At 57.6% G+C, this 19,728-nt stretch carries 24 protein-coding genes and 1 tRNA gene; 16 read left to right on the forward strand and 9 right to left on the reverse strand.

Translation table 11 applies throughout. The annotated features are described in order from the left end of the window. The 8 genes from tuf to rplK all read left to right on the forward strand — a co-directional run. Nucleotides 1–138: elongation factor Tu (tuf, locus tag JSS95_17105; GenBank protein MBS1801532.1), on the forward strand; the 138-nt coding region annotated here is incomplete at its 5' end. A gap of 130 nt (nucleotides 139–268) precedes the next feature. Further along, nucleotides 269–538, forward strand: a complete 270-nt coding sequence (locus JSS95_17110) for a BrnT family toxin (protein ID MBS1801533.1) — start codon at nucleotides 269–271, stop codon at nucleotides 536–538. Beyond that, a complete protein-coding gene (locus tag JSS95_17115; GenBank protein ID MBS1801534.1) occupies nucleotides 507–782 on the forward strand; it encodes a BrnA antitoxin family protein in 276 nt (91 codons plus the stop codon). The genes JSS95_17110 and JSS95_17115 overlap by 32 nt, the downstream gene beginning before the upstream one ends. Nucleotides 783–1,652: 870 nt before the next feature. After that, nucleotides 1,653–1,802 (forward strand): 50S ribosomal protein L33, encoded by a 150-nt coding sequence (gene rpmG, locus JSS95_17120; protein MBS1801535.1) that lies wholly within the window; start codon nucleotides 1,653–1,655, stop codon nucleotides 1,800–1,802. Between the two features lie 85 nt (nucleotides 1,803–1,887). After that, nucleotides 1,888–1,963 (forward strand) — tRNA-Trp (locus JSS95_17125). A 76-nt stretch (nucleotides 1,964–2,039) separates the two neighbouring features. After that, complete coding sequence (secE, locus tag JSS95_17130; protein MBS1801536.1) at nucleotides 2,040–2,300, forward strand: preprotein translocase subunit SecE; 261 nt, start codon at nucleotides 2,040–2,042, stop codon at nucleotides 2,298–2,300. Nucleotides 2,301–2,345: 45 nt separating this feature from the next. Beyond that, on the forward strand, nucleotides 2,346–2,990 hold the full coding sequence (gene nusG, locus JSS95_17135) for a transcription termination/antitermination factor NusG (GenBank protein MBS1801537.1): 645 nt from the start codon (nucleotides 2,346–2,348) through the stop codon (nucleotides 2,988–2,990). 111 nt (nucleotides 2,991–3,101) lie between these two features. Continuing rightward, on the forward strand, nucleotides 3,102–3,539 hold the full coding sequence (gene rplK, locus JSS95_17140) for a 50S ribosomal protein L11 (protein MBS1801538.1): 438 nt from the start codon (nucleotides 3,102–3,104) through the stop codon (nucleotides 3,537–3,539). A 323-nt stretch (nucleotides 3,540–3,862) separates the two neighbouring features. On the opposite strand, the gene JSS95_17145 is transcribed toward rplK, so the two are convergent. Beyond that, complete coding sequence (locus JSS95_17145; GenBank protein ID MBS1801539.1) at nucleotides 3,863–5,038, reverse strand: radical SAM protein; 1,176 nt, start codon at nucleotides 5,036–5,038, stop codon at nucleotides 3,863–3,865. Nucleotides 5,039–5,395: 357 nt separating this feature from the next. On the opposite strand from JSS95_17145, the gene JSS95_17150 reads away from it, so the two are divergent. The 7 genes from JSS95_17150 (at nucleotide 5,396) to JSS95_17180 (ending at nucleotide 11,906) form a co-directional block, all read left to right on the forward strand. After that, a complete protein-coding gene (locus JSS95_17150; protein MBS1801540.1) occupies nucleotides 5,396–6,427 on the forward strand; it encodes a HAMP domain-containing histidine kinase in 1,032 nt (343 codons plus the stop codon). A gap of 52 nt (nucleotides 6,428–6,479) precedes the next feature. Further along, nucleotides 6,480–8,000: a sigma-54-dependent Fis family transcriptional regulator gene (locus tag JSS95_17155; GenBank protein ID MBS1801541.1), complete on the forward strand. Its 1,521-nt coding sequence runs from the start codon at nucleotides 6,480–6,482 to the stop codon at nucleotides 7,998–8,000. A 66-nt stretch (nucleotides 8,001–8,066) separates the two neighbouring features. Then, nucleotides 8,067–8,333, forward strand: a complete 267-nt coding sequence (locus tag JSS95_17160) for a UBP-type zinc finger domain-containing protein (protein ID MBS1801542.1) — start codon at nucleotides 8,067–8,069, stop codon at nucleotides 8,331–8,333. Nucleotides 8,334–8,413: 80 nt separating this feature from the next. Further along, on the forward strand, nucleotides 8,414–8,635 hold the full coding sequence (locus JSS95_17165; GenBank protein MBS1801543.1) for a CDGSH iron-sulfur domain-containing protein: 222 nt from the start codon (nucleotides 8,414–8,416) through the stop codon (nucleotides 8,633–8,635). A 196-nt stretch (nucleotides 8,636–8,831) separates the two neighbouring features. Then, nucleotides 8,832–10,889 (forward strand): CocE/NonD family hydrolase, encoded by a 2,058-nt coding sequence (locus JSS95_17170; protein MBS1801544.1) that lies wholly within the window; start codon nucleotides 8,832–8,834, stop codon nucleotides 10,887–10,889. A gap of 13 nt (nucleotides 10,890–10,902) precedes the next feature. Continuing rightward, a complete protein-coding gene (locus JSS95_17175; protein MBS1801545.1) occupies nucleotides 10,903–11,469 on the forward strand; it encodes an NUDIX hydrolase in 567 nt (188 codons plus the stop codon). Nucleotides 11,470–11,477: 8 nt separating this feature from the next. Continuing rightward, nucleotides 11,478–11,906, forward strand: a complete 429-nt coding sequence (locus JSS95_17180) for a hypothetical protein (GenBank protein MBS1801546.1) — start codon at nucleotides 11,478–11,480, stop codon at nucleotides 11,904–11,906. 38 nt (nucleotides 11,907–11,944) lie between these two features. On the opposite strand, the gene JSS95_17185 is transcribed toward JSS95_17180, so the two are convergent. The 6 genes from JSS95_17185 to JSS95_17210 all read right to left on the reverse strand — a co-directional run bounded on the left by JSS95_17185 (nucleotide 11,945) and on the right by JSS95_17210 (nucleotide 15,447). After that, nucleotides 11,945–12,220 carry a zf-HC2 domain-containing protein gene (locus tag JSS95_17185; protein MBS1801547.1) on the reverse strand — a complete coding sequence of 92 codons (276 nt, stop codon included), beginning with the start codon at nucleotides 12,218–12,220 and terminating at the stop codon, nucleotides 11,945–11,947. Beyond that, entirely contained in the window at nucleotides 12,211–12,831 is a 621-nt protein-coding gene (locus JSS95_17190) for a sigma-70 family RNA polymerase sigma factor (protein MBS1801548.1), read from the reverse strand. The genes JSS95_17185 and JSS95_17190 overlap by 10 nt, the downstream gene beginning before the upstream one ends. Next, nucleotides 12,815–13,324, reverse strand: a complete 510-nt coding sequence (locus JSS95_17195) for a DoxX family protein (GenBank protein MBS1801549.1) — start codon at nucleotides 13,322–13,324, stop codon at nucleotides 12,815–12,817. The genes JSS95_17190 and JSS95_17195 overlap by 17 nt, the downstream gene beginning before the upstream one ends. Next, a complete protein-coding gene (locus JSS95_17200) occupies nucleotides 13,321–14,214 on the reverse strand; it encodes a putative DNA-binding domain-containing protein (protein ID MBS1801550.1) in 894 nt (297 codons plus the stop codon). The genes JSS95_17195 and JSS95_17200 overlap by 4 nt, the downstream gene beginning before the upstream one ends. Further along, a complete protein-coding gene (locus JSS95_17205; protein ID MBS1801551.1) occupies nucleotides 14,211–15,068 on the reverse strand; it encodes a DUF692 domain-containing protein in 858 nt (285 codons plus the stop codon). Before JSS95_17205 ends, JSS95_17200 begins: the two co-directional genes overlap by 4 nt. An 88-nt stretch (nucleotides 15,069–15,156) precedes the next feature. Then, on the reverse strand, nucleotides 15,157–15,447 hold the full coding sequence (locus JSS95_17210) for a hypothetical protein (protein MBS1801552.1): 291 nt from the start codon (nucleotides 15,445–15,447) through the stop codon (nucleotides 15,157–15,159). Between the two features lie 174 nt (nucleotides 15,448–15,621). Between JSS95_17210 and JSS95_17215 the strand changes: the two genes are divergently transcribed. Then, the gene (locus JSS95_17215) at nucleotides 15,622–17,229 is read left to right on the forward strand and encodes a hypothetical protein (protein MBS1801553.1); all 1,608 of its coding nucleotides are present in this window, start codon (nucleotides 15,622–15,624) and stop codon (nucleotides 17,227–17,229) included. A 16-nt stretch (nucleotides 17,230–17,245) separates the two neighbouring features. Here JSS95_17215 and JSS95_17220 read toward each other — a convergent pair whose 3' ends face one another. After that, nucleotides 17,246–18,490, reverse strand: coding sequence for a VWA domain-containing protein (locus JSS95_17220; protein MBS1801554.1), 1,245 nt, complete (start codon nucleotides 18,488–18,490; stop codon nucleotides 17,246–17,248). Nucleotides 18,491–18,566: 76 nt separating this feature from the next. Beyond that, a complete protein-coding gene (locus JSS95_17225; GenBank protein ID MBS1801555.1) occupies nucleotides 18,567–19,706 on the reverse strand; it encodes an alginate lyase family protein in 1,140 nt (379 codons plus the stop codon). Nucleotides 19,707–19,728 lie beyond the last annotated feature (22 nt).

Consider the following 19,728-nt stretch of genomic DNA (forward strand, 5'->3'; position numbering starts at 1 on the left):
ATGGTGATGCCGGGCGACAACATCCAGCTGGAGATCACGCTGCACACCCCGGTGGCCATGGAGAAGGGCCTCCGCTTCGCTATCCGCGAAGGCGGTCGCACCGTCGGCGCGGGAACCATCTCCGAAATCATCAAGTAAATACGAGCGGACGGCGGGAGTGCGCTTTGCGCGGTTTCTGCCGGACGTGAAATATAAAGCGGCGAGCGATAGCTCGCCGCTTTGTTTTAAGCTGTTGACCGACTACCAAATTGTATATACAGTAAATGCCGTGGCGATCACGTTCGACCCGAGGAAAGATGCCGTTAACCGGAGGAAGCACGACATCTCGCTGAGTCGGGCAGAGGACTTCGACTTTGAGACGGCGATCTTCGTTGTGGACGACCGCGAGGATTACGACGAGGTTCGTTACCGTGCCCTCGGATTTCTGGAAGCACGGCTCTATTCGCTAGTGTTTACACAGGATGGCGAGGACATTCGCGCCATCAGCCTCAGAAAGGCGACTCGACATGAAGCAAAAGAGTGTGAAGAAAACGGTTAAGTCGGCTCCCGACAAAGAGAACCCGGAGTGGACGAAGGAGGACTTCAAGCGGGCAGTACCGTTCGACCGCTTGCCTGCCGAAGTTCAAAAGTCCTTCTCCGCGCAGACGAGAGGACCGCAGATAGCGCCGAAGAAAGTTCCGGTCTCAATCCGCCTTTCCGCGGATGTCGTGAAGGCCCTTCGTGGCTCTGGGGCGGGATGGCAGTCGAGGGTCGACGATATTCTTCGGGCACATATCAAGTAGGTGCTGTGCGGATGGCGGGAGACGCGCTTCGCGCGCGTCTCTACTGACCAGCGAAGATAAATCAGGCGGTAGGCCTCAGCTCGCTGCCTTTGATTCCTACAACCAGCACCAATAGCCCGGGTTCTTCGTAATTTGCACGCGTGGGCGCAGTTCCTTTAGCCGCCCGGCGTCCTTTTTGATATTCAATTCGAGGGTGAAATGACCATTCCTTTTACCCTCAAAAGCTCCGAGCATACAACTCGTTCCTGCTTCGCTCCATGCAGACGCCTGTAGGGGGTTAGCAGACCAACTCTTAACTAAGGTTGCTCCGTCCCATACCTTCCACTCGAGTTCAAGCAGGGGAGGCGTGTCGCACCGATGTCCAGGATGGGGTGGTCCCAAGTCGCAATCAAGCTGATCGAGCGGCATACGCCGATCTACTTCCAACGAGACGTGATAATCGTGTTTTCCGACAGGGAACAGCTGACTTCGCCAAGTTCCCTCCGTCAAGGGGACTGTAAAAGTGGGGGCCGGTGTGCAGTTGAACGATATTCGTGCTGCATTTGCCACGATGCAGTCGGAAAATGCGCCAAAGATCAACGCTTTTCTAATGAATTGTCGTCGATTTGAATTCATTTAATAACTTCTCACAGGTGATTCTAAAGACCAAAATCGTGTTTCGCACACTTCTCAAAAATCTCAATTTCGTGGATAATAGACAAGGATGAGCGTGGCCTGACCGCTCCTCTTTCCGTACAAATTCAGGATTTGGTTGCAGGGACCATAACCCCTGCGTCGCGGCGTGTCAGGTGGGCGAGGTTTCAGCAACGCTTACAAGGCATTCTGCTTACCAGCCGAGGTGGCTGGTCACGTTAGAAGGAGAAGAAAACAATGCGCGAGATTATTACCCTCCAGTGCCCGGAGTGCAAGAACCGGAACTACTCGACCACGAAGAACAAGAAGACCACGACTGGCCGTCTGGAGTTCTCGAAGTTCTGCAACACGTGCCGCAAGCACACCGACCATAAAGAGACGAAGTAACGAAGGCAGGGAGTAGGGAATAGGGAGTAGGGAGTAGAAGCGAGACTCCTGCACGACCGTCCCCTCCGGCTCAGAGTTCAAAACCGGGGGAGTAAGCTCAACGGTTAAACTGTCGGTCTCCAAAACCGAACTTCTCGGTTCGAATCCGAGCTCCCCCGCCATCCTGTTTGGGCTTTCTGGACGACAGGGCGGCAGTAACGGAAGCAGCAGCAAAAAGAAGATTCCTAAGGCGGCATTATGGCCAAGACGGTAGCGGTAGCAGAACAGCAGACAAGCACCGGGATGCAGCAGTTGAAGTCGCTTCCCGAGCGCACCATGAGCTTTTTGCGGGACGTGCGCAGCGAGATGCGCAAAGTGGTGTGGCCCGGCCGCGCAGAGGTGCAGTCGACGACGACGGTGGTCCTGGTTACGGTCTTCATCTTCGCCGGATATTTCTGGCTGGTGGACAACGTCATTGGCCGCGCGGTGGAGTACATACTGCGCATTGCGTCCAAGTAAGTCGGGTTCAGTAGAGTTCAGCGGTTCCAAGACGAGAACCATACGATGCGTGAAGAAGGCACAACCATGGCGGAAGAGCAGCAGAATCCGGTAGAGCAGGCGACCGAGGCGGGCAGCGAGCAGCCGACGGAACAACTGGCCCCTCCGGTCAATGAAAATTTCAAGTGGTACATCATCCACGCCTATTCGGGCTTCGAGCGCAAGGTTCGCGAGTCGCTCGAGAGCCGCATTTCTGCGTTTGGCCTGCAGAACAAGATTGGCCGGATCATGATCCCGACCGAGCCGGTGACGGAGCTTCGCAACGGCAAGAAGTACACCATCGAGCGTGTCTTTCTTCCCGGCTACGTCCTGATCGAGATGGACCTCGACAATGACCTGTGGCACGTGATCAAGAACACGCCGCGGGTTACGGGCTTCCTTGGAACAGGCGACAACCCGGTTGCGCTCTCCGAGCAGGAGGTTAGTTCCATTCTCTTCCGCTCCGATGTGTCGAAGGACAAGCCGACGCTCAAGATCAAGTTCGAGAAGGGCGAGCAGGTTCGCATCAACGAAGGGCCGTTTGCGAACTTCACGGGCGCCGTGGACGAGATCAACGAAGACAAGCAGACGCTCAAGGTCATGGTCAGTATCTTCGGGCGCTCCACGCCGGTCGAGATCGAGTTTTCGAAGGTGGACAAGGTTGTCGAATAAGGATTTGGGCCCGTGCGTTTAGCAGCGAGCCTGGAAGTGTGAGTTTGAAATTATCAAAATCAAGCGAGATGGCCGTGAGGCCGCCGCTGGAAGCGTAAAGAGGATTTACCAATGGCACCGAAGAAAGTTACTGGATACGTCAAACTTCAGATCGTAGCGGGCAAGGCGACGCCTGCGCCGCCGGTCGGCCCTGCGCTTGGTCAGGCCCAGGTCAACATCATGGAGTTCTGCAAGCAGTTCAACGAGCGTACGAGCAAGGACCCGGCTCTCGCGGGCCTGACGGTTCCGGTCGTGATCTCGGTCTATGCCGACCGCACATTCAGCTTCGTGACGAAGACTCCTCCGGCCCCGGTGCTTCTGCTGAAGGCCGCTGGTATCGAGAAGGGCTCGGGAACTCCGAACAAGGAGAAGAAGGGCAAGGTCACCGAGAAGCAGGTCCTCGAGATCGCCAAGCAGAAGATGCCGGACATGAACGCCGCCACGGTTGAGGCTGCTGCGAAGACGATCCGCGGCACGGCGCGCTCGATGGGCATCGATGTTGTCGCCTGATAGATGCTTGAGTCAACATAAAGCCCCGGCATCGCCGGGGCTTTTGCTTTGCCGGTGGAAACAACAGCTGCTCAGCCCCGATTCTCCAAATACTGGAGCCCTGTCACTCTATGCTGTGCGATCGAATCAAAGACAGCCGCCGGCATAGTTGTTGAGGCTTTCGGGTGGAATGATGGCTGTGTGGGGCAGTTCGTGATGCGGAGGCTTTCAGGCTATAGTGGCGTTGCCTGCGGAGCCGTATCTTTGAACCGGCGAAACGAATCGTCCACCATCTCTGCATCGTCTACTCCAGTTGCCTTTTGACTGATAGGCAGCCCATGTTGCTATCCAAAGAGGCTCCGCTGCTGCGGGTGGCGAATGCCTGTGGGCGGTTTTTTCCGATCAGCTTCAGTCTGCCGGATCGGGGCCTGAGGTCGTGGATCGTTTGTCGTATCGCTACGTGCATAGCCAGCCAGTGGCAGCGCTTCAGTCGCGTCTTCGGCGTAGTCTTTCCGCCAACGGCGATTGAGTCCGTGCCGGTGACGTGCTTCGTCAACGATGCGGGCCAGGCGTTGCGCGTAGGCCTTTGAAGCGAAGTCAGCGAGGGCGAACCGGCGCTCATACTCAGGTATAAGCGCCGGAAAGTGCTCCCGAACGAAGCTCAGGTAGGTGGGACGGGAGCACGGCTTGAGAAAGAGTGGACTGGCGGCAAAGAAACTGGCGTTTGCTTCGGCCGCCAACGCCGCCATGCGATCGATTGCCGTATGCGTGTCTGTGATACCGGGTAACAGCGGTGAACAGAGAATACCGGTCGCGATGCCAGCGCGCCGCAACCTTCGCACGGTGTCAAAGCGGAGGTCGGGGCGCGGGGCGCGAGGTTCCAGAAGGCGCGCAAGCGCTGCATCGGGCGTTGTGATCGTGATGTGGACGACCAGGTGATTGCGGCGGGAGATCTCCTGTAAAAGATCGGTGTCGCGGAGAATCAGCCGCGACTTGGTGACGACGCCGATGCGATAGCCGCTGCGCGAAGCAAAGACCTCCAGGATGCTGCGGGTGATACAGGCACGGCGCTCGATCGGCTGCCAGGGATCTGTTGCGGTACCGATGGCGATCTGATCGTTGGAGTCGAAATGACGGAGCTCCTGTTCGAGAAGCCATGCGGCGTTCTGCTTGAGGAAGATGAGCCGCTCGAAGGTGAGCGGGTCGTGGAAATCCGGCTGCTCCGGAGAAGTTGGCTGACTGGCAGCCGGGGCCATGAACTCGTGCGTGTAGCGGGCATAGCAATAGCGGCAGGCGAACTCACAGCCGCGGTAGGGGTTGATGCTCCAGGCCATCCAGGTCATACGCCGGGAGACCGAGCGATTGAGCAGGCTGCGAACTTTGAGCCCTTTGAACTCGATCAGATGTCCTTCATCGGTATGCATCGCTTCAAAGGCCATGCGCGCGATGCCGGTTGGGCGGACGCTCGTAGTCTGGTCGACGATAGGAAATAAGGAAGCCCCGTCTTGTATTTTCGCCATTTGTTCGCCTATTCAAGATAGGTTAGAACCAGTTTCCTGAAGCCGTCAAGTGCATATGTCTGGTATTCCCGAATCGGAACAACGTGTCATTTTGGGAAAAGATAAACGAAGTAGATTTCTTCGATATTTCGGGATTTTCTTTGGGGTATTGCCGCAGGCACCGTCCCAAATCGGGAATTGCTCTAATTCTCGTAACGTGATTTTCTTTGAGGTAACCACAAGTAATCATCGTGGTTTAGTCTTGATATTCAGCAAGTTGCGTTCAGCATCGCTTCGAAGTGTCCCGGTTTGGCACTCGACGTGATTACGTAAGTGCAACCGCGAGCAGAGCAGTAACAAGCGGTTTGGAGTGTTGGAATGAAGGCAACCCAGAGCAGTACTGCCTTGATGGATTTAGTAGGAACTGTCGAGTCCCCGGACCGGGAGCATTTGCGTGTGTCGTCGGCCCCAAGACTACTGAGCCTCAGGCTCGACCTGGGCATCGTGGAAGATGCCTCATCCGTCGATCAGCAAGATGCTGTGCAGGCGTGGGTCCATTCAAATGGACGTGATTCAGGGAGCAATGCTCGGCTTCCTTATGAAGAAGCGATGAAGCGGCATGGTAGTGTGCGTTCCAGCGATGTTATCGGCAGGGACGGATATCACGCTGCTCCTGTTGTAAGTGTGGCCGATGGCGCGGGGTTGGCCCACGATGCCGGAAATCTTCTGAGCGCACTCAGTCTCTACGCGGATATGTTATCGCTGCCTGGCGTTCTGCATGATGAGTACCGCGAGTATGCGAGCGAGCTTCGCCTGTTGAGCGAACGAAGCTCGGCGATGATTGCACGGTTGTTCGATCACGTCAATCAGGCAAAGGAGAAGACAGGCAATCGGCTGACGTCGCTGGCTGAAGTGATCGCACGCTGCGGCGGGCTTCTGGATCGCATTGCTGGACGCCGCGTGGAAGTCTCCTTCGGCAGAGAAGCGGACCTGCTGGTGGACGTCTCCTCGGAGATTGTGGAGCGTATCGTCATCAACCTTGTGAAGAATGCCGCTGAGGCGATTGGCGAAGGGAATCCTGGATCGATCCTGGTGCATGTGAGTGCAGCAGGAGATGGCTGTGAGGCAGGAGTCGCGGTGACGGTTGAGGATACCGGATGCGGCATGACCCGCGACGAACTGTCTACGCTGGGAGCTTACAAAACAGTCGCCCGGGGAAGCCGCGGCATCGGGTTTCGCGTGGTGCGCGAACTTGCTGCGATGTCGAACGGGTGCGTTGCGATCGCAAGCGCTCCTGGTGAGGGGACGAAGGTTTCGGTTGAGTGGCCGTCGATCGAACAGATGCAGATCGAGACGGGCGAGAGGACGCGGCGGGTCCTGCGCGGCGAAGCGGGATGGATCGCCTGTTGATCGAGTTGACCGGGCTGCGTGAACGCGAGATTGAAGAGAGGGAACAGAGGTCATGAATGAGGTGACACAGAAGCTGGGAAGCGGCGGCCCGTCAGGGGTGCTGGTGGGGTTATCGCCGTTGGCGATGCAGGGAAATAACCAGAGGAAGTTGCCCGGCGATGGGCCGGCACTTCACGTCCTGGTGGTCGACGACGACAACTCGGTGCGCAAGGCGTGCTGCACCATTGCGGAGAACATGGGCTGTGCGGTCGAGGGCGCGGACAGTCTGTCTCGTGCGCGGGAGATCCTGAAACATCGAAAGATCGATGTTCTGCTGCTGGACCTGAAGCTGCCTGACGGCGGAGGCCTCACTCTTTTGGAGCAGGTGAAGGCGCTTTATCCGGAGACGGCGGTTGTGGTGATGACGGCTTTTGCCACGGTGTCCTCCGCAGTGGAAGCGATGCGCATCGGAGCTCGCGATTATCTAACGAAGCCATTTGCGCTGGAGGAGTTGACAACAGTCATCGAACGCGCCGGTCAGCGGATGCACTTCGATCGCGAGAGCCGCGTCCTGCGCGAACGGCTGCGGTCGCAGAAGGACGAGAACGGCCTGGTGGGCAAGTCGCCGGAGATGGAGAAGCTTTATCGGATCCTCTCCAAGGTCGCGTTCTCGACACACCCTGTGCTGATTCTGGGGGAGAGCGGAACGGGAAAGGAGATGGTGGCCCGCGCCATTCATGTTCACGGACCCAACGCATCGCGGCCGTTTGTTCCCGTCGACTGCGGAGCGCTGGTCCCGACCCTGATTGAAAGCGAGCTGTTCGGCCATGTGAAGGGAGCGTTTACCGGGGCCGATCGTGCAAAGGATGGCTTGCTGGCCGCCGCGGATGGAGGCACTGTCTTTCTGGATGAGATTGGCGAGCTTCCGCTTGATCTGCAGGCAAAACTGCTGCGGGCGTTACAAGAAAAAGAGGTGCGCCCGGTGGGGGCGACGCAAGCAAGGCCGATCTCCGCTCGTGTGCTGGCGGCGACCAACCGCGACCTGGCAACGATGGTCGAGCAGGGCAAGTTCCGCAAGGACCTCTATTTCCGGCTGAACGTCGTCAACCTGAAACTGCCTCCGTTGCGGGAGCGTCGAGCCGATATCCCCCTGCTGACGATGTTTTTCCTGGCCCGTATGGAGAAGCAGACTGGCATTCCTCGTACCTTGTCGGACGAGTCGCTGCGCGTTCTGATGGAGTATGACTGGCCGGGCAACGTGCGCGAGCTGGAGAACGCCATCGAGCGGGCCTGCGCGCTGTCGAGTGGGCCGCTGCTGCATATGGGCGATCTTCCAACCCAGCTACAGGACTTCCGGATGCACAAGATCATCGAAGCCATGCCGGCGAGCGGTGCGTCAGCACAGGCGGCATTGCCTGCATCTGTAGATGGCGAGATTGTATCGATTGCCGAGATGGAGAAGCAGGCAATTCTTGGAACGATACGGCAGTTGAACGGAGACAAGCTGCTGGCGGCGCGGCTGCTGGGCATTGGCAAGACCACCCTGTACCGCAAGCTGAAGGAGTACGGGATCAGCGATGTGATGGCGGATTAGCCCTGCGGGATTGCTGCCCTGTCCATGACGATGAAGTAGGATCGTACGAAAAGGATGGTGGCAATCATGCGCTGCGAACATCTGAATCAGATCAGGGATGTGACGCCTTCGGCCAAGGGCTGCGAGGAGTGTCTGAAGACAGGCGGCTGGTGGGTGCATCTGCGGATGTGCATGATATGCGGCCACATGGGCTGTTGCGATTCGTCGCCGAACAAACACGCTACGAAGCATTTTCACGCGACGAAACATCCGATTATGCGATCGATGGAGCCCGGAGAAGACTGGGGCTGGTGCTATGTGGACGAGGTGGAGCTGGACTTCTCGAAGCGATAGCCTGGCGCCGATGGCTGGAACTGCAATCGCCATAGTTTGCTATGCTTGCCTCATCTTTTAAAGAGAGTGAGCAGCAGACGATGTCAGAACAGGTAGTTAAGATTACGGTTCGTCCAAATGGGCCGTTGCGTGTAGAAGGCCCCATTTCGTTGATGGATGCGGATGGCAGGCAGTGGGACCTTACGGGGAAGCCGGCGATCTCGTTGTGCCGGTGCGGGGCAAGCGAAAAGCGTCCTTTTTGCGACGGATCGCACAACCGGATCGGCTTTCAGTGTCAGGCAAGTCCGGAGAATCTTACATAGCTTTGCCCGATAGCCGGCCTCGACAACCGGCTATCGCTTTGTCTCAGGTAAGTATTTCGTTGTATCTCGCGAAAGATATTCAAGGATGGTTTCGATGGCACGTGGCGGCTGGACTGTAAGGGTACTGTGTGGAATTCTGCTGGTTTCGACAGCCCCGGCATGGGGCCAGGCCGCTGTAACCAATCCTGCGCCGGTGATGGTGCCTGCAAGCAAGCTGGACGAGTATGTCGGGCAATATTACGTTGCGGCCGAGCCGGAGATAGTGGCATCGATCTCCCGGCAGGGCGATGCGTTGTTCAGCGAGGGCGAGCGCTCGGCCAGGACAGAGTGGAAGGCGGAGTCGGCTGACCACTTCTTCGTATCGGGCAGCCCGATGCGCATGAGCTTTCAGCGAGATGCGTCGGGCAAGGTGACTGCATTTACCACCGAATATGCGGGGCAGCGAAGCACAGCCAGTATGGTGACCTTCGTTCGCATTGGCGATGAGCCGAAGGAACTGAATCGCTTCCGCGAGTACGTGCGCAGCGAGGCCATGGTGCCGATGCGTGACGGCGTGAAGCTGCATGTCGTTATTCTGCGGCCCGCGGGATCGGAAAAATCTGGAGAGCCGCTGCCGTTTCTGATGGAGAGGACGCCATACGGTGTCGACGGTTCTTCGTCGCGAGGCGTAAATGCGTCGAAGCCGGAGTTGGCGGCGAGCGGATACATCTTTGCCTTCGGCGATATTCGCGGACGCTATGGATCGGAGGGCCAGTTCGTCATGAACCGTCCCATCGTTGAGCATAAGACAAAAACCGATGTCGATGAGACGACAGACACGAACGATACGATCAACTGGCTGCTGAAGAATGTGCCGAACAATAACGGCCGGGTGGGCGTCTACGGTATCTCGTATCCCGGGTTTCTGGCGATGATGGCGGGCATCAATGCGAATCCGGCAGTGAAGGCGATCTCGCCGCAGGCCCCGATGACGAATATCTGGATCGGCGACGACTTCTTTCATAACGGAGCATTTCGCGAGACATATGGCTTCGATTACGTGCAGCAGCTTGAAGCGCAGAAGACAGATGTCCGCGTCGAATCGAAGGAGGATACTTTCGATTTCTTCTTGGGCAATGTGAATTTTGCCGGTGCGGCGAAGAGTGCAGGGATAAGCGATCTGCCGACAGCGAAGGCATTCTTGACGCAGCCGGAGTATACGAAGTTCTGGCGTGCGATGGCAGTGGAGCCGCATCTGACAAAGGTGGAGGTTCCCACGCTGGAGGTTGGTGGCTGGTGGGACCAGGAAGATATGTGGGGTCCTCAGGCCGAGTACGCCGCGCTGGAGCCCCACGACAAGAATCATGAGGTCTTTCTGGTGCTGGGGCCGTGGAACCATGGTGGCTGGGTGCCGACGACGCGGCATCTGGGAGCAATAAATTTTGGAGCGGCCACGGGCGATCAATATCGCAAGACGATTGAAGCGCCGTTCTTCGAAAAATATCTGAAAGACAAGCCTGGATTCGATCTGAAGGACACGGCCAGCTTCCGCACGGGAGTCAACGAGTGGAAGCGCTACAGCGCATGGCCGCCGAAGGAAGGGTTCAGCGCGGCAAAGCTGTATCTTGCCGCCGGGCACGGACTGAGCTTTACTGCGCCAGTGGCTGAATCGAAGGCGGATTACGTCTCGGACCCTGCGAATCCGGTGCCGTACCGGCAACGTCCCATTCAGTCGACATATGGGACTGGATCGAAGTGGCGTCCGTGGCTGGTAGAGGACCAGCGATTTGTGAGCGGGCGCACGGACCTTGCAAACTTCACGACAGCAGCTCTGGATCGCGATGTTACGGTGACGGGCGATGTGGTTGCTGACATCTTTGCATCGACGACGGGCACGGATGGCGACTGGATCGTCAAGCTGATCGATGTCTATCCGGACGATGCGCCGGACGGAATGGGGGGCTATCAGTTGATGATTGCCGATGAGATTCTGCGCGGACGGTACAGGAAGAGCTTCGAGAAGCCGGAACCTGTGAAAGCAGGCGAGGTGACCGAATATAAGTGGAGCCTGCATGGAGCGGACCACACATTCCTGAAGGGCCACAAGATCCTGGTCGAGGTGCAGTCGACGTGGTTTCCGCTCTACGACAGGAACCCACAGACGTACGTATCGAATATCATGAGCGCGCCGGCAAGCGCGTACAAGGCGGAGACGATCTCGATCTACAGTTCTCCTAAATATCCGTCGCGCCTTGAATTTGAGATGCCGCAGTGATCAGGAGAAAAGATTGAGCATCAAGACAATCAGCAGCCGCGAGGTCTACCGCAATCCATGGACGAGCGTGCGCGAGGACGTTATTGAACGAGCCAACGGACAGCGCGGTATCTACGGTGTGATCGATAAGGACCCTGCGTCGATCATCATCCCGCTGGAGAGGACACCCGAAGGAGAGTTCGTCTACCTGATCGAACAGTTCCGCTATACCGTTGGCGGCAGATTCTCGGAGTTTCCTCAGGGAGGATGGGAGGAGGCCGAGGTTGTTCCGGAAGAGCTGGCGCGTGGCGAGTTGCGTGAAGAGACCGGGCTGACGGCGGAGAAGATGACGCTGCTGAGTACGCTGCAGATTGCCTACGGCGTCATGAACCAGAAGCATCACGTCTTCCTGGCGGAAGGCCTTACTCCCGGTGCTCCCGATCCCGACGCAGAGGAGCACGACCTGGTCGTGAAGCGTGTGAGCGTACAGAAATTTGAGCGTATGGTGCTGGATGGAGAGATTGTCGACAACTGCTCTGTCGCGGCATGGGGCCTCTATAAGATATGGCTGGAGCATGGCCGGCCTGCGAGGGAAAAATGAGCGACGAGATGGTTCAGGCTGATGCCGTGGAAACCGCACAGGGCAAGCTGCGTTGGGCGAATGCCGGCAGTTTCCTGTTTGCACTGTTGCAGAGCGGGTGTGCGGCGTTCATGGCGATCAGCGGCTTCAGGACGCTAATCGGTCTCGGCGCGTTGGCAAGCGGGTTTTATGGGTCTGCGCAGTGGTTTCACGGGGACAAAATTCGTATCCCGATGATGGTCGTTGCGTTCGCGGGCGCGCTGTTCAATCTGTACTCGGTATGGCGCGTACGATCGTTGCGCGCCCGCCCGGCGGCGCAATGGCGAGTACAGCCGGTCTCGCGCGCGAAGCTGCGTTCGGAGCGTCTACAGGTGGCGATGGCGATCGTGACGCTGATCCTGCTCGCAGCGGAATGGTTCGCGCACGGAGACAATTCCATGATGCGCAGCTTTATGTGAGATTGCTCATCAGCCAGGCAATTCAGCATGGCGTCGGTTCAGCCGGTTCCTCCGGCGGATTCGGGATCATCCGTTGGTGTCTCAATCATGACCTGGGCGAGACGCGCGTGGAGGCGCTCGCTGAAGCCGACTGGAAGCTCGAACACCCGATCGTCTGCGGTGAGGACGAGGATGTTGCGCGTCGAGTCGAGCACTGCAGAGCATATCTCGCAGTGCTCAAGATGTTTTTCGACGTCTGCACGTATCTGTGCATCGAGCGTGTTGTCGAGATAGCCGGAGATGTAGTCCCAGACATGGCGGCAGTTTAGAACCATGAGAACCTCCTTCGACTGGCCGGCGCGGTGGACTTGAGCTGCGGCGCAAGTTGCTTTTGCAGCATCATGCGGGCGCGATGGAGCCGCATCTTAACCGACGCGATGGTGATGCCCAGGGTTTCGGCGGTCTCCTGTACATTGCGTTCTTCTAGTTCACGAAGGACAAAAACCTCACGATAAGCGATGGGGAGCTCGGCAAGCGCGCGGCGAATGAGTGCGCGGACCTCCTGGCGTTCGAGCGACTCCGATGGAATCTCACGCCAGTCGGTGAGTTGGGCCGGCGTGATGGAGCCTTCTGTCGTGTCGTCGATGGAGTCGGTGAGTCCAGGCTGCTTGCGGCGAAGACGTCCGCGCGCCTCGTTGAGGACGATGCTGATGAGCCATGTGCTGAAGCGCGATTCGGACCGGAACTTGCCGAGGTGGCGGTAGGCCTTGATGAAAGCATCCTGCGTCGCGTCCTCGGCCTCCGATTCGTTGTGGAGAAGCGAGAGCGCCATGAGATAGACGCTGCGCTCATAAGGGCGGATGAGTTCGTGAAAGGTCTCGGTATCGCCACCCAGCACCCTCTCGATCATCGCTGCCTCGTCTCTTCCTTCAACTTGCAATTGCATCCGTTCCCCAGTGAGGCATGTGCATATATGGGCGGAACCTTGTTGCAATAAGGGCATCAAGCGAAAGCTTGCCGGGCCCAAAGACGAGAATCAGGATAGCAGCGAAGAGGAAGGTGTAGGGTGCGGCTGCGTAGAACTTGTCCGGATCGGTAAAGATGGAGACGAGCGCGTCGTGGTCCGCGGTCCAGAAGGCAAGGAACATCGAGCCGGTGAGCAGCAGAGAGATGGGCCGTGCGAAGAGTCCGAGGATGAGCAGGATCCCACCGAAGAATTCAAGGCCGGAAACAAAATGGGCATTGAGAGCGGGGAAAGGGATGTTGAGCGAGGTAAAGAACTCGACGATCTTCGGCTGATTGCGCAGCTTGCCCAGGCCGGTCTGCGTAAACTGCCATCCCCAGTAGAGGCGAACCGCGAGCAAAAAGGGCGAGGTGAGTTTTTCCGCGAGGTTGCAGAAGGTTGCGTGAGCTGATGCGGTACGAGAGATGATGCTCATAACTTCTCCGTCGTGTAAGGTGCGCAGAGCCAGCCCATCTGCATGAGATAGTGAAAGGCGGATTGAACGTGAACGGGGCGGTAGGCTTCAACCATCGTGCTGCCTGCGAAGGCTACGTCGATTGCCTCGCTCAAGGTTGATCCAGCTTCAAACGCCTTGAGAAGGAGATAGTCCTCGCGTGCGAGGCGCTTGTAGTAGACGGTGTCCTCGTGGCGATGCACGGCGAGGTAGATCTGTTCGCGGCGGGGTTTGCGTGAGCGCGCGCTACGGACGAGATGCAGCGTGACGGCGTTCGATGACTGGGTTCCGGCAGCATGACTGGAATCTTTGATGGCAATGAGCGCGTCGTCGACGGCATAGGGAGAGTCAACCAGACGCACATAAGGTTGCAGAGTGAGCTGGGAGTTGTCGTTAAGGGCGGCAATGTCTTCTACAGTGAGCGCTGTTCGTTGCTCGTTGTCGAAGGCCTCGATGTGAGCCCACTCGAGCGTGGCCATTGCGATCGCGGCCTCGATGTTGGGAGCTGCGAATCGCGGGTTTGCTCTGAGCCACTCTACGAGCGACGATCCCAGGTTGCGCAACGTGAACGAGCGCGACGGGTGGGCCTCGAGATAGGCGCGCATGAGGCGCTCGAAGCGGCGCGTGCCGATGACGGACTTGAGGCCGGGGAAGTCTTCTTCAAACGAGGAGAAGACGCGGAACCAGTATTGACGGTTGTAGATCTCGAGCCGCTCGAAAGAGGAGAGACGGTTGTTCGGTTTGATGAACGATTCTGCCTCGGCTCGGATCGAGTGACCGTCGGAGGCGCGCTGGCGCATCTGCTCGTTGCGTGTGAGGGGGCGCATGACGGCTGCGGCCATCTGCTTCTGTAGTGTGGCGAGGGTGCTCATGCGGTCACCGCGAGAGGCGCATCGGCGGCGCGTAGATATCGGTTGGCTTTGAGGGCTTCCGCATGGACTGCATCGAAGGACGGAATGGAATCGTCCCACTCGAGGAGCGTCGCTGTTGGCCCGCAGCGCTCAATAGCGCGAGCATACAGTGCCCAGACGGGATCGAGAACAGGGTGATCGTGCGTGTCGAGGATGTACTTCTCGAACTTGGAATGGCCGGCGATGTGGATCTGCGCTACACGTTCTGCGGGAACGCTGTTGACATAGGTCTGCGGGTCGAAGTTGTGGTTCTGCGATGAGACGTAGATGTTGTTGACGTCGAGAAGGATTCCGCAGTCGGCCTGTTCGACAACTTCGTTGAGGAACTCCCATTCGGTCATCTCGGAGATGTGATATTCGGCATAGCTGGAGACGTTTTCGACAGCTATGGGAATTTCGAGGGAGTCCTGCGCCTGTCGGATCTTTTCGGCGGTAACACGTGCGGCCTCGAAGGTGTAGGGCATGGGGAGGAGATCGTGCGTGTAGGTGCCGTCGACCGAGCCCCAGCAGAGGTGGTCGGAGAGCCAGGGTGTTTTGGTGCGGCGAACAAGATTTTTCAGGCGGCGAAGATGCTCCCGCGAGAGAGGGTTGGATGAGCCGAAGTACATCGAGACGCCGTGCTGCACGACGCGGTACTGGTCGAGGATGCTGTCGAGAACAGTGAGCGGGCGGCCTCCATCGACCATGTAGTTTTCCGAGATGATCTCGAACCAATCGACGACAGGCTTCTTATCCAGGATGTGGCGGTAGTGAGGCACGCGCAGGCCGATTCCTACACCATAGTCTGTAAACCCGTTGAAGCGATTTGCCGGCATTGCGAGATCCTCATTAGGGAGAGAAGGACTGTATCGCCGCGGGATGGGTGAAATCTCCGCGACGATACCGTATGTGTTTAGCTCGAAGTTACGCAGCTGGCGGCTTGGAGCCGTCGGTGGCGCATCCGCCCTTGCCCTTGCAGCTATTCTTGCCCTTGCAGCCATTGTCTCCTGTCTTGCATCCGCCCTTGCCCTTGCAACTGTTCTGGCCCTTACAGGCGTGCTTGTCTTTGTCGGCGCCGAGGAACGCCGCCGAAGCGCTGGCCAGTTGACCGAACTGCGCTCCGTTGTGAACGGAGGCGTGGATCGGGGTTGTGGAGCCGCTGAGCAGACCGGTCACGGCCGCACTCATCATCATTGCTTTGAGAGAGGTCTTCATTTCGCAAATCTCCTTGAGTGGTGTTGCTGTTGCGTATTTAACTTACGCGCGATCTGCCTCGTTAGATTCAAGGGGGAGTAAACCGTAACAGACTTTAATCGAAGATTTGTCACCCGTGTGACGAGCCGGGCTGCTGACGGGCAACCTTCTGCATCGAAAGATGTTGTGAGCAATATATACCGCGAAAAGTCTGTGACGGATAGCGAGAAGCCGCAGAGGGGGCATAACGCGTGGCGTTGGATTGCTTTTTCGCTATTGTTGTTGGTTGTGATCGTTGCAGCCACCATCGAAATTACGTTTCATCGTGCCGGCCCTATTTTGAAAGGCCGTGTGGTCGAAACTCTCAGTACTCTTTTTGACAGCCAGGTTGACCTCGATGGTTTCCATGTTTCCGTAATGAAGGGGTTTGAGGTGTCTGGAGACGGATTGCGTATCTATCCCCCTGACGATGTTGTCGAAGCGGGAGCGAAAGGGCCGCTCATCTCGCTTGCCCATTTCGCTTTCCACGTCAATGTCGCTGGACTCTTTGCAAAGCCGATGCATGTGAGAACCGTAAATGTCCGTGGCATGACAATCAGTATTCCGCCCAGGGAGATGCGGCAGCAGGCTGCAAAGAGCAAGCGCCATATTGGCAAGATCAAAATTGTGGTCGATAAGATCGATTGTGAAGATTCGAAGTTGATTATCGGCACAGCAAAGCCAGACAAAGATCCGAAGGAGTTCGACCTTCAGCACATCGTAATGCACAATATAGGGCCCGACGATCCCTGGCGCTATGATGCCACGCTGGTAAACGCAATTCCTACAGGAGACATTCACGCCGTAGGAACCTTTGGGCCCTGGGTAAACGAGAACCCCGGAGACTCGGCAGTGACAGGGAAGTACACCTTTGACCATGCAGATCTAGGAACAATCAAAGGGATTGGCGGCATCCTTTCATCAGTCGGTGAATTCAACGGCCAATTGAATCGCATCGTCGTAGATGGCGTCACAGAGACGCCGAATTTCTCGCTGGACACGGCCAATCATCCGGTCCCGCTTCATACAAAATTTCATGCCATTGTCGATGGGACTAGCGGCGATACCTATTTGCAGCCGGTGGAAGCAAAGCTTCAGGAGTCGGAGTTTCGGTGTGCCGGTGCGATCATTAACGTCAAAGGGAAAGGGCACATCATTGATCTTGACGTAGACGTTCCTGGCGGTCGAATCCAGGATTTTCTGGAACTCTCTGTCAAAGCGAAGCCCGCTCTGATGACAGGGCGATTGAACATGAAGACCAAATTGCACATCCGCCCTGGCGATGAGAGCGTTACGCAAAAACTCGGGCTAAAGGGCAGCTTCAAGTTGCGGGCAATACATTTTTCCAACCCGGAATGGCAGGACAAAGTCGATATGCTGAGCCTCAGAGCGCAGGGAAATGCAAAGGAAGCAAAGCCGGGAGCCGATGATGTGTTGTCGCAGATGAGCGGGGATTTCACCATGGGGGACGGCAAGCTACACTTCAAAAAACTTATGTATGCCTTGCCCGGAGCGGACATTAACCTGGCCGGTGTCTACTCACTTGACGGCAATCAATTGGATTTTGATGGGAAGATGCGTACCAAAGCCGCGCTCTCGCAGATGGTCGCAACCTGGTGGAAGTCATGGCTACTGAAGCCCGTCGATCCCTTCTTCAGGAAGTACGGTGCTGGAGCGGAGATTCCGATAAAAATTAGTGGAAGTAAAGGAGAGCCAAAGTTCGGGCTCGACTTGAAGCATAAGGATAAAGACAAGGGCGAGTGATTGCTTTGATAGATCGCTAGTGCACGGTCTTCATGCGCCGAGACATGAAGTCCATCAGCAGATAGTTGCCTAGCGTCTGCGGTGTGGTGAAGTATGCTTTGCCTCGGCACATGGCGCTCACCTTCTGTACAAACTGCATCAATGTGAAGTCGTTGGCAAGCATGAAGGTGTTGATCATGATGTTGGATCGCTTGCAGCGGGAGACCTCCTCAAGCGTCTCTTCGATAACGAGCGGGTCGAGGCCGAAGGCGTTCTTGTAGATGCGCCCGTCAGGCAGCGTGAGCGCCGAGGGTTTGCCATCGGTGATCATCACGATCTGCTTCATGTCCTTGTTCTGCCGGGCGAGGATACGTTGCGCGAGCCTGAGGCCATCGCGGGTGTTGGTGTAGTGCGGGCCTACCTTGACGCGTGAGAGCCGCGCGACCGGGACCTCTTCCGCTGTGTCGTGGAAGAGAACGAGGTTAAGCGTGTCGCCCGGGAACTGCGTGCGGATGAGATGCGCCAGCGCCATGGCGACGCGCTTTGCCGGGGTGAAGCGGTCTTCGCCGTAGAGGATCATCGAGTGCGAGCAGTCGAGGAGCACGACGGTAGCGCACGACGATTGGTAGTCGGACTGGTGGACGTAGAGGTCGGAGTACTCGATGTTGAGCGGTGTGTGTTCTTCGCCCTCAACAGCGGTTGAGATGCCCTCGTGAGCGAAGACGCTGGAGAAGGTGGCGGTGACGTCGAGGTTGAGCGTGTCGCCGAACTCGTAGAGCTTGGAAGAGCCGTTGATCTCGACGCCGGCGGCCTCATGGCGGGTGTCGTGACGGCCGAAGTTGGAGCGGCCAAGCGGGCCGAGCAGCTCGCGCAGCGCCTTGTAGCCGAGGAAGTCCATGCCCTTGTCGGTGACCTCGAAGCGGGCCTGCGTGTTGTTGCCGTCGCCGGTCTCGCTCTGTCCCTGTTGAGGCATCTCGGCGTTGATAAAGTTCTGCTCCTGCATCTTCTGAATGATTTTGTCGACCAGATCTTCGATCTGGTCCTCGGGGAGCGTATCGTACTTCTCCTGCGCTTCCTCGTCGAACAGTTCGCCGGACTCGAGCGCCTGACGGATGGCTTCGCGGAGGTTCTCCAGTGTCTGATCGTTGGATTCGCTGAACTGAGAGTATGGATCGTTGAAGCCGGAGTCGAGTAGAAAGTCGGACAGGGCCTGCATCAGATCTTCGAGGCCGAAGCTGGAGGAGAGATCGCCGGTAAATTTCGTGTAGCGGACCCGTTTCATCGAAGCGTCTCCTCACACAGCGCGCAGGCGCCTGTGCTTTAGAGTGTAGACGCTCCGGAGGGGATTCCGGTGCCGTTCATTTTCCTCGCGCCGTGTCTGGCACAAAGCCCGCAATGACGGTTGTGTTTCCCCCAACGCGCGAGGCGAAGGTAGGCCGTTCCAGTCCTTGCTGAATCGCCGGCGGGAGATGTGGATCGTAGAGGGAGTAAAACTCGGCGAACGAAGAAAAATCGCTGCCCTTATCGTCGATCATCTGTTCGTCGGGAGTATAGGCCTTGATGATCTGCGGATTGGCGACAGCTTCGCCAAGGAAATCGACTGCGTCTTTGACTGTACGGCCGCTCGGCGAGCGGTACTGTATCAACGGAATATGCTGTCTCTCCGCGAAGGATGCGAGCGGAAGAAGCGGCTGCAATGCGAAGGACTGGTAGTGGATCGCGCGTTCGTGGCGGGCCATCTCCTGGGGCAGCGCTCCACGCTGGTCGAGCTCGTCGATGGCCTGGCGGTAGGTTGCGAGACCCCAGGTGAAGAGGTCGTCGTCCGATGAGATCACGCCTGTGGCAACCGCGGCCAGTCCACGCCAGTAGTGGTGGTTGTTCTTTTGCGTGCGCGATTTGTCGAACTCGACGGTGCGGTGGGCGACCTTGTTCATCCACGCGATGTCACGCTTGACCTGCGCTGCATCGAGAGAGGTCTCGTTGACAAGAACCGACTCGCTGATAGCGATCGAGCTAAGCGTCCATTCCACCTGATACCACGCCTGCGAGCTTTCCTTCGGATCGTAGTCGAGGAGCGCACCTGCCTGTGCCCAGGCGTCGATCTGCTGCTGGGAGCACTGCGCCTCTGCTTTGCTCGACGTGACGAGCCATTGATTCATGCCAGCTGTGACGCGACGCTCGAAGTCGTTGTAGACACGTGTGACAGGTGCCTCGGCTGGGTTGATGGGGCCGTGTCCACCGCTAAGGTAGTGCGGGGGGATGATCATGCGACCGGCTGGTGGCGCGATGGGTGGCAATTTGGAACAGGAGTTGAGCGAGGCGATAGCCTGTGCTGTGCGCGGATCTTTGTTGTGGCTAAGCTGCTGATGGCGCGCGGCGACGTCGATGTAGGAGGCCATGGGGTTCGAGACGTGTTCGGCGTTGGCGGAGCAGGCAAGCCACAGGAGTGATGTGGCGCACAGTTGTAGAGATCGCGTCAGCGGATGTGTTCCGGGCATTTGGGAAGTCTAGTCGAAGATG

Source organism: Acidobacteriota bacterium, from assembly GCA_018268895.1.
Lineage (GTDB): Bacteria > Acidobacteriota > Terriglobia > Terriglobales > Acidobacteriaceae > Edaphobacter.

Bases quoted from the DNA above. Each gene is read 5' to 3' on its own strand.
- JSS95_17115 (MBS1801534.1), top strand. From the start codon at position 507: ATGAAGCAAAAGAGTGTGAAGAAAACGGTTAAGTCGGCTCCCGACAAA.
- rpmG (MBS1801535.1), top strand. From the start codon at position 1,653: ATGCGCGAGATTATTACCCTCCAGTGCCCGGAGTGCAAGAACCGGAAC.
- secE (MBS1801536.1), top strand. From the start codon at position 2,040: ATGGCCAAGACGGTAGCGGTAGCAGAACAGCAGACAAGCACCGGGATG.
- nusG (MBS1801537.1), top strand. From the start codon at position 2,346: ATGCGTGAAGAAGGCACAACCATGGCGGAAGAGCAGCAGAATCCGGTA.
- rplK (MBS1801538.1), top strand. From the start codon at position 3,102: ATGGCACCGAAGAAAGTTACTGGATACGTCAAACTTCAGATCGTAGCG.
- JSS95_17145 (MBS1801539.1), bottom strand. From the start codon at position 5,038: ATGGCGAAAATACAAGACGGGGCTTCCTTATTTCCTATCGTCGACCAG.
- JSS95_17150 (MBS1801540.1), top strand. From the start codon at position 5,396: ATGAAGGCAACCCAGAGCAGTACTGCCTTGATGGATTTAGTAGGAACT.
- JSS95_17155 (MBS1801541.1), top strand. From the start codon at position 6,480: ATGAATGAGGTGACACAGAAGCTGGGAAGCGGCGGCCCGTCAGGGGTG.
- JSS95_17160 (MBS1801542.1), top strand. From the start codon at position 8,067: ATGCGCTGCGAACATCTGAATCAGATCAGGGATGTGACGCCTTCGGCC.
- JSS95_17165 (MBS1801543.1), top strand. From the start codon at position 8,414: ATGTCAGAACAGGTAGTTAAGATTACGGTTCGTCCAAATGGGCCGTTG.
- JSS95_17170 (MBS1801544.1), top strand. From the start codon at position 8,832: ATGGTGCCTGCAAGCAAGCTGGACGAGTATGTCGGGCAATATTACGTT.
- JSS95_17180 (MBS1801546.1), top strand. From the start codon at position 11,478: ATGGTTCAGGCTGATGCCGTGGAAACCGCACAGGGCAAGCTGCGTTGG.
- JSS95_17185 (MBS1801547.1), bottom strand. From the start codon at position 12,220: ATGGTTCTAAACTGCCGCCATGTCTGGGACTACATCTCCGGCTATCTC.
- JSS95_17190 (MBS1801548.1), bottom strand. From the start codon at position 12,831: ATGCAATTGCAAGTTGAAGGAAGAGACGAGGCAGCGATGATCGAGAGG.
- JSS95_17195 (MBS1801549.1), bottom strand. From the start codon at position 13,324: ATGAGCATCATCTCTCGTACCGCATCAGCTCACGCAACCTTCTGCAAC.
- JSS95_17200 (MBS1801550.1), bottom strand. From the start codon at position 14,214: ATGAGCACCCTCGCCACACTACAGAAGCAGATGGCCGCAGCCGTCATG.
- JSS95_17205 (MBS1801551.1), bottom strand. From the start codon at position 15,068: ATGCCGGCAAATCGCTTCAACGGGTTTACAGACTATGGTGTAGGAATC.
- JSS95_17210 (MBS1801552.1), bottom strand. From the start codon at position 15,447: ATGAAGACCTCTCTCAAAGCAATGATGATGAGTGCGGCCGTGACCGGT.
- JSS95_17220 (MBS1801554.1), bottom strand. From the start codon at position 18,490: ATGAAACGGGTCCGCTACACGAAATTTACCGGCGATCTCTCCTCCAGC.
- JSS95_17225 (MBS1801555.1), bottom strand. From the start codon at position 19,706: ATGCCCGGAACACATCCGCTGACGCGATCTCTACAACTGTGCGCCACA.